Source organism: Pseudomonas sp. S1_G07, assembly GCF_054668565.1.
The window spans coordinates 706529-720992 of record NZ_CP162778.1 but is presented as its reverse complement, the minus strand read 5'-3'; the positions used below and the strand labels follow the sequence as shown (position 1 = coordinate 720992).

The 14464-nt window shown below is 61.3% G+C and carries 14 protein-coding genes; 7 read left to right on the top strand and 7 right to left on the bottom strand.

The window, feature by feature from the left end; genetic code table 11:
* Positions 1 to 3: 3 nt before the first annotated feature.
* From AB4O05_RS03400 to gcvH, 5 genes are all read left to right on the top strand, one after another.
* Positions 4 to 1221, top strand: coding sequence for a 2-octaprenyl-3-methyl-6-methoxy-1,4-benzoquinol hydroxylase (locus AB4O05_RS03400; protein WP_460137693.1), 1218 nt, complete (start codon positions 4 to 6; stop codon positions 1219 to 1221).
* Positions 1222 to 1315: 94 nt separating this feature from the next.
* Positions 1316 to 2320 (top strand): extracellular solute-binding protein, encoded by a 1005-nt coding sequence (locus AB4O05_RS03395; RefSeq protein ID WP_460133039.1) that lies wholly within the window; start codon positions 1316 to 1318, stop codon positions 2318 to 2320.
* A gap of 53 nt (positions 2321 to 2373) precedes the next feature.
* The gene (locus tag AB4O05_RS03390; protein ID WP_460133042.1) at positions 2374 to 3990 is read left to right on the top strand and encodes an ABC transporter permease; all 1617 of its coding nucleotides are present in this window, start codon (positions 2374 to 2376) and stop codon (positions 3988 to 3990) included.
* 156 nt (positions 3991 to 4146) lie between these two features.
* Positions 4147 to 5229 carry a glycine cleavage system aminomethyltransferase GcvT gene (gene gcvT / locus AB4O05_RS03385; RefSeq protein ID WP_460133043.1) on the top strand — a complete coding sequence of 361 codons (1083 nt, stop codon included), beginning with the start codon at positions 4147 to 4149 and terminating at the stop codon, positions 5227 to 5229.
* 51 nt (positions 5230 to 5280) lie between these two features.
* Entirely contained in the window at positions 5281 to 5664 is a 384-nt protein-coding gene (gene gcvH, locus AB4O05_RS03380; protein WP_460133044.1) for a glycine cleavage system protein GcvH, read from the top strand.
* A 139-nt stretch (positions 5665 to 5803) separates the two neighbouring features.
* Here the strand turns inward: gcvH and AB4O05_RS03375 are convergent, their stop codons facing one another.
* The 6 genes from AB4O05_RS03375 to AB4O05_RS03350 all read right to left on the bottom strand — a co-directional run bounded on the left by AB4O05_RS03375 (position 5804) and on the right by AB4O05_RS03350 (position 11050).
* Positions 5804 to 6946 carry a DegT/DnrJ/EryC1/StrS family aminotransferase gene (locus tag AB4O05_RS03375; RefSeq protein WP_460133046.1) on the bottom strand — a complete coding sequence of 381 codons (1143 nt, stop codon included), beginning with the start codon at positions 6944 to 6946 and terminating at the stop codon, positions 5804 to 5806.
* A 163-nt stretch (positions 6947 to 7109) separates the two neighbouring features.
* Positions 7110 to 7424 (bottom strand): DUF2388 domain-containing protein, encoded by a 315-nt coding sequence (locus tag AB4O05_RS03370; RefSeq protein WP_460133048.1) that lies wholly within the window; start codon positions 7422 to 7424, stop codon positions 7110 to 7112.
* Between the two features lie 69 nt (positions 7425 to 7493).
* Positions 7494 to 7940, bottom strand: a complete 447-nt coding sequence (locus AB4O05_RS03365) for an NfeD family protein (protein ID WP_460133050.1) — start codon at positions 7938 to 7940, stop codon at positions 7494 to 7496.
* A 10-nt stretch (positions 7941 to 7950) separates the two neighbouring features.
* A complete protein-coding gene (locus tag AB4O05_RS03360) occupies positions 7951 to 8871 on the bottom strand; it encodes an SPFH domain-containing protein (protein ID WP_046381704.1) in 921 nt (306 codons plus the stop codon).
* Positions 8872 to 8948: 77 nt separating this feature from the next.
* Entirely contained in the window at positions 8949 to 10628 is a 1680-nt protein-coding gene (locus AB4O05_RS03355) for a GspE/PulE family protein (RefSeq protein ID WP_460133053.1), read from the bottom strand.
* Positions 10629 to 10711: 83 nt separating this feature from the next.
* Entirely contained in the window at positions 10712 to 11050 is a 339-nt protein-coding gene (locus AB4O05_RS03350) for a hypothetical protein (RefSeq protein ID WP_460133055.1), read from the bottom strand.
* A gap of 126 nt (positions 11051 to 11176) precedes the next feature.
* Between AB4O05_RS03350 and AB4O05_RS03345 the strand changes: the two genes are divergently transcribed.
* Positions 11177 to 11647: an Lrp/AsnC family transcriptional regulator gene (locus tag AB4O05_RS03345; protein ID WP_460133056.1), complete on the top strand. Its 471-nt coding sequence runs from the start codon at positions 11177 to 11179 to the stop codon at positions 11645 to 11647.
* 113 nt (positions 11648 to 11760) lie between these two features.
* Here the strand turns inward: AB4O05_RS03345 and AB4O05_RS03340 are convergent, their stop codons facing one another.
* Positions 11761 to 13128 carry a CYTH domain-containing protein gene (locus AB4O05_RS03340; RefSeq protein ID WP_460133058.1) on the bottom strand — a complete coding sequence of 456 codons (1368 nt, stop codon included), beginning with the start codon at positions 13126 to 13128 and terminating at the stop codon, positions 11761 to 11763.
* Positions 13129 to 13286: 158 nt separating this feature from the next.
* Here AB4O05_RS03340 and argE point away from each other — a divergent pair, with 158 nt between their 5' ends.
* The gene (gene argE / locus AB4O05_RS03335) at positions 13287 to 14435 is read left to right on the top strand and encodes an acetylornithine deacetylase (protein WP_460133060.1); all 1149 of its coding nucleotides are present in this window, start codon (positions 13287 to 13289) and stop codon (positions 14433 to 14435) included.
* The last annotated feature ends 29 nt before the right edge of the window (positions 14436 to 14464 follow it).

Genomic DNA, 14464 nt, shown 5'->3' with positions numbered 1-14464 from the left:
GACATGCGCGCAGATGTGCTGATTGTCGGGGCCGGAATGGTCGGAAGCGCCTTGGCGCTGGCGTTGCAGGGCAGTGGCCTGCAGGTGCTGCTGCTCGACGGCAGCCCGCTGAGCGTCAAGCCGTTCGAGCGTGACGCGGCCTTCGAACCCCGTGTAAGCGCCTTGTCGGCCGCCAGCCAGCGCATCCTTGAGCGCCTTGGCGTATGGGATGGCATCGTGTCGCGCCGCGCCAGCCCCTATGGCGAGATGCAGGTGTGGGACGGCAGCGGCACCGGGCAGATCCACTTTTCGGCGGCCAGCGTGCATGCCGAAGTGCTTGGGCATATCGTCGAAAACCGCGTGGTGCAGGATGCCTTGCTCGACCGTCTGCACGACTGTGACCTGGGCCTGCTGGCCAATGCACGCCTGGAGCAGATGCGCCGCTCCGGCGATGACTGGCTGCTGACCCTGGCCGATGGCCGCACGTTGCGCGCGCCGCTGGTGGTGGCCGCCGATGGTGCCAGCTCCGCCGTGCGCCGCCTGACCGGCACCGCCACCCGTGAATGGGATTACCTGCATCACGCCATTGTCACCAGTGTGCGCAGCAGTCAGCCGCACCAGCGCACGGCCTGGCAGCGCTTTACCGATCACGGCCCGCTGGCGTTTTTGCCGCTGGAGCGGGATGGGCAGGAGGATTGGTGCTCGATCGTATGGTCCACCACGCCGGCTGAATCCGAACGCCTGATGGCGCTGGATGACGACAATTTCTGCCGTGAGCTGGAGCGCGCCTTCGAAGGACGATTGGGCACGATGCTCAGCGCTGACCCGCGTGTTTGCGTGCCCCTGCGCCAGCGTCACGCCAAACGCTATGTGGCCGAAGGCCTGGCCTTGATCGGCGATGCGGCCCATGTGATCCACCCATTGGCGGGGCAGGGCGTGAACCTGGGCTTCCTCGATGCGGCGGTGCTGGCCGAGGTGCTGTTGTCGGCGGCCGAGCGCGGCGAACGCCTGGCGGATGTGAAAGTGCTCAGCCGTTACGAGCGTCGGCGCATGCCGCACAACCTGGCGTTGATGGCGGCGATGGAAGGGTTCGAGCGCTTGTTTCAGGCCGATCAACTGCCGTTGCGCTGGCTGCGAAATGCCGGTTTGAAGATGGTCGACCAGATGCCCGAAGCCAAGGCGGTGTTTGTGCGCCAGGCCCTCGGGTTGACCGGCGATCTACCGGAGCTGGCCAGACCCTGAAACGCCGCGCAACATTTGGTAACGGCTCCACCGAGCGTTACCAAATGTGAGTCCCTATCATTTGCGCCTACTTTGCAAATGAGAGATCGCCCCCATGTCGGCACCCAAGCGTCTACTGACTGCCCTGGCACTCACCCTGATCGGCAATACCACCGTGCAGGCGGCCGACGAGGTGGTGGTCTACTCCTCGCGCATCGACGAACTGATCAAGCCGGTCTTCGACGCCTACACCCAAAAGACTGGCGTGCAGGTGAAGTTCATCACCGACAAGGAAGCCCCGCTGATGCAGCGCATCAAGGCCGAGGGCGAAAACGCCACCGCCGACCTGCTGCTCACCGTCGATGCCGGCAACCTCTGGCAAGCCGAGCAGATGGGGATCCTGCAACCGTTCACCTCCCCGGTGATCGACAAGAATATTCCGCTGCAATACCGCTCATCCGCTCACGCCTGGACGGGTTTGAGCCTGCGCGCGCGGACCATCGCCTACTCCACCGACCGGGTAAAACCGGGGGACCTGACCACCTATGAAGCCCTGGCCGACAAGCAGTGGGAAGGCCGCCTGTGCCTGCGCACGGCGAAAAAAGTCTATAACCAGTCCCTGACCGCCACCCTGATCGAAACCCACGGTGCGGCCAAGACCGAGGAAATCGTCAGGGGTTGGGTGAATAATCTGTCCACCGATGTGTTCTCCGATGACATCGCCGTACTGGAGGCGATCAACGCCGGTCAATGCGATGTGGGTATCGTCAACACCTACTACTATGGCCGCCTGCACAAGCAGAAGCCGGACCTGGCGGTTAAGCTGTTCTGGCCGAACCAGGGCGACCGTGGCGTGCATGTGAACCTGTCGGGCATCGGCCTGACCAAGTATGCGCCACACCCTGAAGCCGCCAAGGCCCTGGTGGAATGGATGACCACGCCCGAGGCGCAGAAAATCTTTGCTGATGTGAACCAGGAATTTCCGGCCAATCCGGCAGTACCACCGTCGGCCGAGGTCGCGAGTTGGGGCAAGTTCGTGGCGGACACGTTGCCGGTGGAAATAGCAGGCAAGCGCCAGGCTGAGGCCATCCGGCTGATGGATCGCGCCGGCTGGAACTAAGTACAATTTGCTTAGCGGCGCCTTAAAAATATTTATCTTATGAGAGTTAACCCTTGGCCCACCCCGCCCAACGCCGCTGGTACCTGCCGGTGTTCACCGTCGCCGCCCTGGTGCTGCTGCCGCTGAGTGTGCTGTTGTTGTCCTGGCAAAGCATTGACCCACAGATCTGGTCCCACCTGTGGGAAACCCAGATGCCGCGCCTGCTGGGCAATACCCTGACGCTGGTGGTGGGCGTCGGCGTCGGTGTAACGCTGCTGGGCGTAAGCCTGGCCTGGCTCACCAGCCTCTGCGAATTCCCTGGGCGCCGCTGGCTCGACTGGGCGTTGATGCTGCCTTTTGCCATTCCTGCCTATGTGCTGGCTTTCGTATTTGTGGGCCTTCTGGATTTTTCCGGCCCGGTGCAGACCCTTTTGCGCGAATGGCTCGGTACGGGCTTGCGCCTGCCGCGTGTGCGCTCCACCAGCGGCGTGATCATCGTATTGGTGCTGGTGTTTTATCCCTACGTCTACTTGTTGGCGCGCTCCGCGTTTTTGGCCCAGGGCAAGGGCCTGATGGAGGCCGCGCGGATGCTGGGGCAATCGCCATGGCAGGCGTTCTGGCACGTGGCTCTGCCCATGGCGCGGCCGGCGATTGGCGCTGGGGTCGCCCTGGCCTTGATGGAGACCCTGGCAGATTTCGGCGCGGTCTCGGTGTTCAACTTCGATACCTTCACCACGGCCATCTACAAGACCTGGTACGGCTTTTTCAGCCTGTCCAGCGCGGCGCAATTGGCCAGCCTGTTGCTGCTGGTAGTGATGCTGGTGCTGTACGGTGAGCGTCGTGCCCGAGGCGCGAGCCGGCCCAGCAACGAACGACCGCGCGGCAAGGCGCTGTATCACCTGCGCGGGTTCAAAGCCGTAGCGGCCAGTAGCTGGTGTGGGTTGGTGTTTGCCTGTGCCTTTGTCATTCCGGTACTGCAATTGATCGTCTGGTTCTGGCAGCGCGGCCGTTTCGACCTGGATGAGCGCTATTCGGGCCTGATCATCCACACACTCTACCTGGGCGGTATCGCGGCGCTGATCACGGTCGGTGTGGCGCTGATACTGGCATTCGCTAACCGCCTGGCGCCGACACGGGCGATCCGCTCGGGCATCAGCCTGGCCAACGTAGGGTATGCGTTGCCGGGCTCGGTATTGGCGGTGTCGATGATGCTGGCATTCAGCTACTTGGACCGTGAGCTGGTGGTGCCGCTGTCGGGCTGGCTGGGCGGTGCCGGCAAACCCTTGCTGCTGGGCAGTCTGTCGGCGCTGGTGCTGGCGTATCTGGTGCGTTTTCTGGCGGTGGCCTACGGGCCGCTGGAAAACAGTTTGGCGCGAATCCGTCCATCCTTGCCGGAAGCCGCACGCAGTCTCGGCGTGAGCGGCCCGCTACTGTTTTGCAAAGTGTATCTGCCACTGTTGCTGCCGGGAACCTTGAGCGCGGCGCTGCTGGTGTTTGTCGACGTGCTCAAGGAAATGCCCGCCACGCTGCTGATGCGCCCGTTTGGCTGGGACACCCTGGCGGTACGCATCTTTGAAATGACCAGCGAAGGAGAATGGGCACGGGCGTCCCTGCCTGCCTTGACCCTGGTATTGGTGGGCCTGCTGCCGGTCATCGGGCTGATCCGACGTTCCGCGCGGCAAATCGGTTAGGTGCCAGTCCTACGGCTTGAGGCTACAATGCGCGGCATTCGGTGCGCTCCGTCTTTCGGATCGAGTCGCTGCGCGTAGCTGCAGGCCTTGTTATTCCAGGCTTTCAGCGCGAACGGCAATACTGCGCACCTTCGCCAAGCCCGGAAGGAGAAACCCATGGGACAGCGTACGCCTCTGTATGACCTGCATCTCGCCCTCGGCGCGAAGATGGTCGATTTTGGCGGTTGGGATATGCCTTTGCACTATGGCTCGCAAGTTGAAGAACACCATCAGGTGCGACGCGACTGCGGGGTGTTCGACGTATCTCATATGACCGTGATCGACGTCACCGGCCCCCAGGCCAAGGAATGGCTCCAGCACCTGCTGGCCAATGACGTCGATCGTTTGCGTGGCTGCGGCCGTGCGTTATACAGCGCCATGCTCAACCCGCAGGGCGGCGTGGTGGACGATATGATCGTGTACCGCACCGAAGCCGGTTATCGACTGGTGGTCAACGCGGCCACCCGCGACCAGGACATGGCGTGGATGCAGGCCCAGATGGGTGGCTATCAAGTTACGTTGGATGAACGGTCCGAGTTGGCCATGCTGGCCATTCAAGGTCCCCATGCCCGACAGAAGATTGCCGAGTTGGTCACTCAATCCCGTGGCACGCTGATCCACCAGCTAAAACCCTTTGAAGGCCAGGCCGATGGCGATTGGTTCATCGCGCGCACCGGTTATACCGGTGAAGACGGCTTGGAAATTGTCCTGCCGGCCGGCCAGGCGCCAGGCTTTTTCAACGATCTGGTGGGGGCGGGCATTTCACCGATCGGCCTCGGTGCGCGGGACACGTTGCGCCTGGAAGCCGGCATGAACCTGTACGGCCAGGATATCCACCAGAATGTTTCGCCTCTGGCCGCCAACATGGCCTGGAGCATTGCCTGGGAGCCTGCCAGGCGGGACTTTATCGGCCGCACCGCGCTGGAAGCCGAGCTGGAGGCGGGTGTGCAGTCCAAACTGGTCGGCTTGGTGCTGGAAGAACGTGGGGTTTTGCGTGCTCACCAGGTGGTTCGCATCGCCAATGTTGGCGAAGGGGAGATCACCAGTGGTAGTTTCTCTCCTACGCTGAGCAAATCCATTGCTTTGGCGCGTGTACCGACGGCGACTGCCGATCGGGCCGAAGTGGAAATCCGCGGCAAGTGGTACCCGGTTCGAGTGGTCAAACCGACCTTCGTGCGCCATGGCAAAACCTTGATCTAACCTTTCCGGCAGGCCAATGGCTGCTGACACTTTTTCTTGAGGACACAGACTATGAGCAATATCCCTGCGGACCTGCGTTTTGCCGAAAGCCACGAATGGGCCCGTTTGGAAGCCGACGGTACTGTGACCGTCGGGATCTCCGACCACGCCCAGGAAGCGCTGGGGGATGTGGTGTTTGTTGAGCTGCCTGAAATCGGCAAGGTGTTTGTCACTGAAGAGGAGGCGGGGGTGGTTGAGTCGGTGAAGGCCGCATCGGATATCTACTCACCGATTGCTGGGGAAGTGATTGCCGTCAACGATGAGCTCAGTGGTAGCCCTGAGCTGCTGAACTCCGACCCTTACGGCGCGTGGATCTTCAAGCTCAAGCCAAACAACCCGGCTGATCTGGAAAAACTGCTGGATGCTGCTGGCTACAAATCCGCCATCGACGAGTAAGCGCCAATAGGCGCAACAGCATAAGTCAGTGTGGGAGCTGGCTTGCCTGCGATAGCATCACTGCGGTGGAACTGATCCACCGAGGTGTTTGCATCGCAGACAGGCCAGCTCCCACATTCGTTTGAGGTGAGTCAGGTTTTCAGCTTGCTTTCAATACTGCTTTCACTGCCGCCACCGACCGCTCCACATCCGCCTCTGTCATTGCCGTAAACATCGGCAACGACACGATCAAGCGCCCGACACGCTCGGCCACCGGGAACATGCCTTCCTTGAAACCCTGTGCCCGATACAGGCTCAGCAGGTGGATCGGCGGGTAGTGATAGCCAATGCCAACACCCAGGGCCTGCATCTGCTCCATGAAGGTAGCGCGGGCCGGCAGGCCGTCCTGACGCTCCGGCAGCACCAGCTGGAACAGGTGCCAGTTGCTGTTTTCGAAATCCGCCGGCGGCAGTTGTGCACCGTACTTTTCCTCGAAATCGGCGCCGAAGCACTTGAAATAGTGCCGCGCCAGGTTCTGGCGATGAGCGGTGATCTTCTCGATATGGGCGAACTGCCCCAGGCCGATGGCGGCGGCGATATCGGTCATGTTGAACTTGCCACCCAACACATCCACATCCAGGCCGTCGAAACCGGTACGGGTCACGCCCTGCAAGCGATATTTCTCGGCCAGGCGTGCTTCATCGGCGTTGTTCAACACCAGGCAACCGCCCTCGGACGAGGTGATGTTCTTGTTGGCCTGGAAGCTGAACGACACGAAGTCTCCGGTGGCGCCAATACGCTCGCCGTCCCAGCTGGAACCCAGGGCCTGGGCCGCATCTTCGACGATACGCAGGTTGTACTTGTTGGCCAGTGCGTAAAGCATTGGCATGTCCAACGGCAGGCCAGCCAGGTACACCGGGATAATTGCCTTGGTGCGCGGGGTGATTGCGGCTTCTACCTGCGCCAGGTCGATATTGCGGGTGATCGGGTCGATATCGGCAAACACCGGTGTGGCGCCTACCTCCAGGATCACGTTGGCCGTGGCAACCCAAGAGATCGGTGTGGTGATGACTTCATCCCCGGGCCCGATTCCGGCAATGCGCAGGGCGATCTCCATGGTGCACGTGCCTGAGTTGAACGTACGTACCGGCCGGCCGCCGAAGTATTCCGAGAGCTGCGCCTCGAACGCCTGCACTTTCGGCCCGCTGGTAATCCAGCCCGAACGCAATACGTCGCCCACCGCCGAGATGGTGGCTTCATCGATGGTAGGTTTGGAGAACGGCAGAAAGGGCTGTTGGCTCATAACGACTAAGGCGTCCGTTTCAGATGGGCGATGAGTGAGAGGCATATCAGTACCGGCATGGTTGCACGGCTCGACTGAATATAGCCTGTCGCCTGTGAACGAATCGTCACTTTGCGGACAAAAAAATGCCGCTTCAAAAGCGGCATTCTTCAGCGTGTGGGCATCACTCGGTAATAGCGTTTTTCGCGAGGATGGCGTTGGCCAATTCCATGTCCGTGGCCTGCAGGCCAGGATTATCAGCGCGAACTTTCTGCATGGCAGCTTCCAGGTAGGGCCCGCGAATGCCGCCGTCGCTGGCAACAAAGCTGCCGGCGTCGTCTTGTGCGGCAACCACCAGCTTATGGTCCTTGAAGGTCAGGTACGTCGAACCGGTAGTGGCGCCCGACGAGATGACATTGCGCCAGAAACTGTCGGCCATGGCTGAACCGACAGGGAGGGAAAGCACAGCGAGGGTGGCGACAGCATATTTGAGACGCATGATGGGTGACTCCGATGGGGTTATCTGCAGGTTTTGATTGTAGATAACCCAACCGAGTTCCATCACTGACTAAACAGTTTCTACCTTTAAAACCACGCCTTCCTGGCCAACCACCCGGACTTGAGCGCCCACGGGGCTATCGGGCCCGGTCACCATCCATACGCCATCGCCGACTTTTACCTTGCCCCGGCCCTCCACGATTGCCTGATGCACCACGAAGGTACGCCCGATCAGCTCCGAGCCCCGCTCGTTCAACCCGGGTTGGTCACTGGCCTTGGCGCTGCTGCGTTGGCGTTTCCACCAGTACACCGCCGTCAATATCGACAACACGGCAAACAGCAGCAGTTGCCACTCCAGCCCGAGCGGCGGCACCAGAAACTTGATCACGCCCACGGCCGCTGCCGCGATACCCATCCACAACAGGTAACCGCCGGCGCCGAATACTTCAAGGATCAGCAGCACCGTGCCCAGTGCCAGCCAGTCCCAAAATGACAGGTGCTGCAGGAAATCCCACATGGCGAGGGCCTCAGCCTTTCTTGTTATCGAAGGTTGCCTTGACGATCTCGCCGATACCGCCGACCGCACCGATCACCTGGCTGGCTTCCAGCGGCATCAGGATGACCTTGCTGTTGTTGGCGGAGGCCAGCTTGCCCAAGGCGTCGATGTATTTTTGTGCGACGAAGTAGTTGATGGCCTGCACGTTACCGGTGGCGATTGCCTCGGAGACAACCTGGGTGGCGCGAGCCTCGGCCTCTGCCTGACGCTCACGCGCTTCCGACTCCAGGAACGCGGCCTGGCGCCCACCTTCGGCTTCAAGGATCTGCGCCTGCTTCTTGCCTTCGGCTGTCAGGATCGCCGACGCCCGCAGGCCCTCGGCCTCGAGGATTTGTGCACGCTTGATCCGCTCGGCTTTCATCTGGCCGGACATGGCGGCCATGAGATCGGCCGGCGGGCTGATGTCCTTGATCTCGATACGGGTGATCTTGATGCCCCACGGCGCGGTCGCTTCGTCCACGGTCCTGAGCAGTTTTTCGTTGATGCCGTCACGCTGGCTGAGCATGGCATCCAGCTCCATGGAGCCGAGGACAGTACGGATATTGGTTTGCAGCAGGTTGCGGATCGCGTGTTCGAGGTTGTTGACCTCGTAGGCGGCCTGGGCGGTGTTGACCACCTGGAAGAAGCACACCGCATCGATCTGCACGGTGGCGTTGTCGGCGGTGATGACTTCCTGGGGCGGGATGTCCAGCACGCTTTCCATCACGTTGATCTTGCGGCCGATGCGGTCCATGACCGGGATGATGATGTTCAGGCCGGGCTTGAGGGTGTTGGTGTAGCGGCCGAACCGCTCGACTGTCCATTGGTAGCCTTGGGGCACCACCTTGAAGCCCATGAACAGGATGGCGATGGCCAAGCCCACGAAAAGAAGCAGTACGGTTCCGATCTGCATGGCGATTTCCTATCTGGTGAGGTCAGTAAAACGACGGTTGGCCGATTGTAGCGGTGTTGTCACCGATAAGAACGGTTTCAACACCCGTCGAACAAAGGATTTGTTACTGAATCCCCAGGGGTGACGCGCAAGACTTCCGCCACCGTGGTCAGCCCGGCCGCGACTTTCTGCAGGCCGGCCTGGCGCAGGCTGCACATGCCGTGTGCCGCCGCTGCCCGGGCAAGGGACTGCACGTCGACACCGGGGTTGATCAGCGCCTTGAGCGGTTCATTCAATACCATGATCTCGTAGACGCCGGCGCGCCCCCGATACCCGCTGTTTCGACACTCCGCACACCCGATGGCTGCGTGGCCGTCACCTGTCGCGCGCTTGCAGTGTGGGCACAGGAGCCGCACCAATCGTTGCGCCATCACGCCCAGCAAGGTGGCCTTGATCAAATAGTGCGCAATGCCCAGTTCCTGCAAGCGGCTGATGGCGCTGGGGGCATCGTTGGTGTGCAGCGTGGAAAGCACCAGGTGCCCGGTGAGGGCGGCCTGGATCGCCATTTCTGCGGTTTCCTGGTCGCGTATCTCGCCGATCATGATGATGTCCGGGTCCTGGCGCAGCAGGGCGCGGATGCCGCTGGCGAAGGTCAGGTCGATGTTGTGCTGCACCTGCATCTGGTTGAATGCCGGTTCGACCATCTCGATGGGATCTTCCACCGTGCACAGGTTGACCTCGCGGGTCGCCAGTTGCTTGAGCGTGGTGTAAAGGGTACTGGTCTTGCCGGAGCCGGTGGGGCCGGTGACCAGAATAATCCCGTTGGTCTGCCGGGTCATGGCCTGCCAGCGCTGCTGATCCTCACTGGACAGGCCCAACTGGTCAAAATCCTTGAGCAGCACCTGGGGATCGAAAATCCGCATCACCAGTTTTTCGCCAAAGGCAGTCGGCAAGGTGGAAAGGCGCAATTCAACTTCGGCGCCCGTGGGGCTTTTGGTCTTGATCCGGCCGTCCTGGGGCTTGCGCTTTTCCGCCACGTTCATACGGCCCAGGCTTTTCAGGCGGCTGACCACTGCCATCGTCACGTGGGGAGGAAATTGATAGACGTCATGCAGCAGCCCGTCAATGCGAAAGCGCACCCGGCCCTGTTCTCGGCACGGCTCGATATGGATGTCACTGGCCCGCTGGCCGAAGGCGTATTGCAACAGCCAGTCGACGATATTGACGATATGCGCGTCGTTGGCATCCGGCTCCTGGTCGCTGGCGCCAAGGTTGAGCAACTCGAAAGGGCCTGGCGCGGCCATTTTCTGATCCGCACCGCTGACGGACTGCGCCAACCGGTAAAACTCGCCGATCAAGCGCTGGAGGGTCCGGGGGTTGGCAATCACGCGCTTGATCGAACGCTTGAGTACCTGCGCCAGCCCGGCTTCCCAACTGGTGACGTGGGGTTGGGCGCTGGCGACGGTGACGGTCTGTGCATCTACCGCCACCGCAAGGATGGTGTGACGTTGGGCAAACGCGTGGGACATCAGCGGCACCACCGTGGCGGCGTCGATCTTCAGCGGGTCGATGCGCAGATACGGTTGCCCGACCTGTTGGGCGAGCCACTGGGTGAGGGTTTCCAGGCAGGGTCCCTGGGCGGCGATGCATTCCAGCGGATGTCGGGTGTCGGTGGTTGGCAGCGTTGACAGGCGCTGCGCGATGTCGGGGGTGATCACGCCCCCTTCGACCAAGGCCGGTAATAACTGACGCAGTTCCAATCGATGATCAACGGACATGAAGGGGTTCCTGGGTAACCGCGGAGGTAATCCCAGGCTAGCCAGCCTCTGGATTTCCTCCTCCTCGCGTGTATTGCAGGCTTTTACCCGGCTGCCGCGCCTAACGCCGGAGGCTGCATGGCGCTGGCCGGACACATGTCCAGCGTGCACACGCTGATCAGGTTTCGAATCTTTTCAGCGATCACTTGGGCCCGATGCCCGCTCAGGCCATCTATCACAATATCGATGTTCAGCAGGTCTTCTTCGCGGTTCATGCTGACCTGGTGGGGGGTCAACAACTGCAAGGCGAAGTAATTGAGTACCCGGCACAGTACATCCGGCTCCGCCTCGGCGACGATCTGGTAATGCACCTGGCAATGGGGGTTATTGACGGCCCACGCATCGACGCGGGTAACGGGCGGAGTGGTTTCGACGATGTGCATGCTGAGTCTCCAGATTCGACTGAGGAATTTTCACATGCGTCAGCGGAGATTTTTTATCTAAGATGAACAGCATTGACGATTAATCGACTTAATTTATTCAAGATAATCACATCTCAAGGTATTTTTATGCGCAGTGAGTTGGACGCCTATGACCGCCGTATCCTGGCCCTGCTGCAGGAGGACGCGTCGCTCTCCAGCGCGCAGATCGCCGAACAGGTCGGTCTGTCCCAGTCACCCTGCTGGCGTCGTATCCAACGGCTCAAGGAGGAGGGTGTGATCCGTGGTCAGGTGACCCTGCTGGATCGCAAGAAGATCGGCCTCAATACGCAGATTTTCGCCGAGGTGAAACTCAACGCCCACGGCCGCTCCAACTTCACCGAGTTCACCGAGGCGATTCGCGGTTTTCCGGAAGTATTGGAGTGTTATGTGCTGATGGGGGCGGTGGATTTTCTGCTGCGCATCGTGGCGTCGGACATCGAGGCCTACGAACGGTTTTTCTTCGACAAGTTGTCGATGGTGCCGGGGATTCAGGAGGTCAATTCGATTGTGGCGTTGTCGGAGATCAAATCCACCACCAGCCTGCCAGTGTTGCGCTGACCATGTGGGAGCGGGCTTGCTCGCGAAAGCGGTGTATCAGAAACACATCCAGTGACTGATACTGCGCATTCGCGAGCAAACCCGCACACACGTTGACCGTGGCGTCCCCTGGATTACAGACGCAGAAGCGTCTTCCAGGCACGGTTCTGATACACCGCGATCGCCTGATGCATCCGCGCATCCAGCGACTCATCGGTGATCGGCTGGTTGGCCAGTTGCGCCAACTTGTTCAGCTCGCCGTACAAACGGTCCAGTTCCGGGATGTCCACCACCTGGCGCGCATGATGCAGCCAGGTCTGGATCCGTTCGATACGCGGCAGTTGCTCGGCCAGGTCTTCCGGTTGTTGCTGGTAGCGCGGCAGTTGCAGGGCGACGGCGTCGTCGGCCAGCAGGCGCGGCAGCCAGTTGGTGATTTGCGCGGCGCCCTGGCGGTTGCCACGTACGTTGCGCTCGGCGGTCCAGCTACGGGCCAGCAACCAGCGCGAGGTGTTCAGCGAGAACAGGCCCCAGCGTACGTCTTCCAGTTCTTCGGCGAACTGCTCGGGGGCGGCTTTGCGGATATCTTCATCGTCATCACCGGCCTGTACCAGTGGGCGCCAGTCGTCCAGCAACGCATCCAGCGCACTGCGCAGTTCGCTGGTGGATTGACGCGGCGCGGCCTGGCCGAGGCTGCCGATCAGTGCGCGCAACTCCCCGAGGTTGTCGACCCAGTCCTGCAGCAGGCGCCAGTGGCCATTGAAGCGGTATTGCTCGGCCAGGCGCTGGCTGCTGCCCAACAAGTGCCACATGATCGCGGCAAAGGCGTCATCCAGCGGCATTTCGGCGTGGATTTGCGGCGCCGGCAGGCTCAGGGAGTAGCTGCTGGCGTCGTACAGGCGGTAGCCGCGCTCGGCCTTGCTGATATCGCAGGGCATCAGCGCCAGGGTTGCGGCCAGTTCGGCGGCCAGTTCCAGCAGTGCAGCCGGTTCACCTTCGCGCAGTTCCAGTTCCAGTTCGCAGATTTCTTCTTTCTGCTTGCCGACCACCACGTGGCCGAGGTCCAGGGCGGCTTCGATCACCACCTTGGCCTTGCCGCGGCCCCAGGCGATTTCGGCGCGCTCACGCACGAAGTCGGTGGTGAAGATCGGCTTGAGGGTCTTTTTGTCCAGCTCGGCCAGTTGCTCGGGCCAGCACTCGCCGTCGAGTTTCTTCACATCGAGCTTGGCTTTGGGCAGTTCCCAGTTGTATTCGTTACGCTCCGACAAGCCGGCGACGCTCTGGCCACGGGTCTTGAGGGTCTGGATGATGTCGTCACCGTCCTTGCGCAGGCGCAGGGCAACCTTGGCTTGGGCCAGGTCGCGTTCGGGGGTGTCGAAATACTGGTTCATCAACTCACGGCGTTCCCAGCCACTTTTGTTGCGTTTTTTCAGTAACGGGTGCTCACGCAGCGCGGCGAGTGTTTCGCGGCTGACGCGGAGCTTGATTTCGGTTTCTTTCTGCATGGCCGGAAAATCCAGGATCGGGAGCGCAGCCGGGGAAAAAGGTGGCTGCCAAGGCTGTGCAGTGTACAGGACTGAGCCGGGCAACGCGCCGCAACGGTTTATTGTGTCGTGCGGATGCCTCTATAGTAGGACTCATCCGGGAAGTAGAGAGACCGCGCATGCCATTACCTTCCATGAAAGAGCAGTTCGCGGCGCTGATTGCGGCGCCTTCGGTCAGCTGCACTCAAGCATCTCTCGACCAGACCAACCGCCCGGTGATCGATTTGCTCGCCAGTTGGCTGGGCGATCTGGGTTTTGCCATCGACATCCAGCAAGTCAGCCCCGGCAAGTTCAACCTGCTGGCTTCTTTTGGCAGTGGCCCCGGCGGCCTGGTGTTGGCCGGCCATAGCGATACCGTGCCGTATGACGCCGCGCTGTGGAACACCGACCCGCTCAAACTGACGGAAGTCGACGGCTGCTGGGTAGGATTGGGCAGTTGCGATATGAAGGGCTTTTTCGCCCTGGCGATTGACGCCGTGTTGCCGCTGCTGGACCAACCGTTCAAGCAACCGTTGCTGATCCTCGCTACCTGTGATGAAGAAAGCTCCATGTCCGGCGCCCGCGCGCTGGCCGCAGCCGGGCGCCCGCTGGGGCGCGCGGCGGTGATCGGCGAGCCCACGGGCCTCAAGCCGATCCGCATGCATAAAGGCGTGATGATGGAGCGTATCGACATCCTCGGCCAAAGCGGCCATTCGTCGGACCCGAGCCTGGGCCACAGCGCCCTCGAAGCCATGCATGACGCCATCGGTGAGCTGCGTGGCCTGCGCCTGGCCTGGCAGCGTGAGTACCGCAACCCGCAATTCAGCGTGCCGCAACCGACCCTGAACTTCGGCTGCATCCACGGTGGCGACAACCCCAACCGCATCTGCGGCCAATGTTCCCTGGAGTTCGACCTGCGGCCCCTGCCGGGCATGGACCCGCAGGTGCTGCGCGCGGCTATCCGGCAGAGGCTCGAGCCCTTGGCTGAACGCCATCGGGTAAAGATCGACTATGCGCCGCTGTTCCCCGAAGTGCCCCCGTTCGAGCAAGCGCAAGACGCCGAACTGGTGCAGGTGGCGGAGCGATTGACCGGTCATCGTGCCGAAGCAGTAGCGTTCGGCACCGAAGCGCCTTATCTTCAGCGCCTTGGTTGTGAAACCCTGGTATTGGGCCCTGGCGATATCGCCTGTGCCCACCAGCCGGGCGAGTACCTCGAAATGTCACGCTTGACGCCTACAGTGCGTCTATTGCGGGAACTGATTGAACACTACTGCCTGAAGCCTGCATAAATTAACCCCTGTCCATTCGTACATAAGGA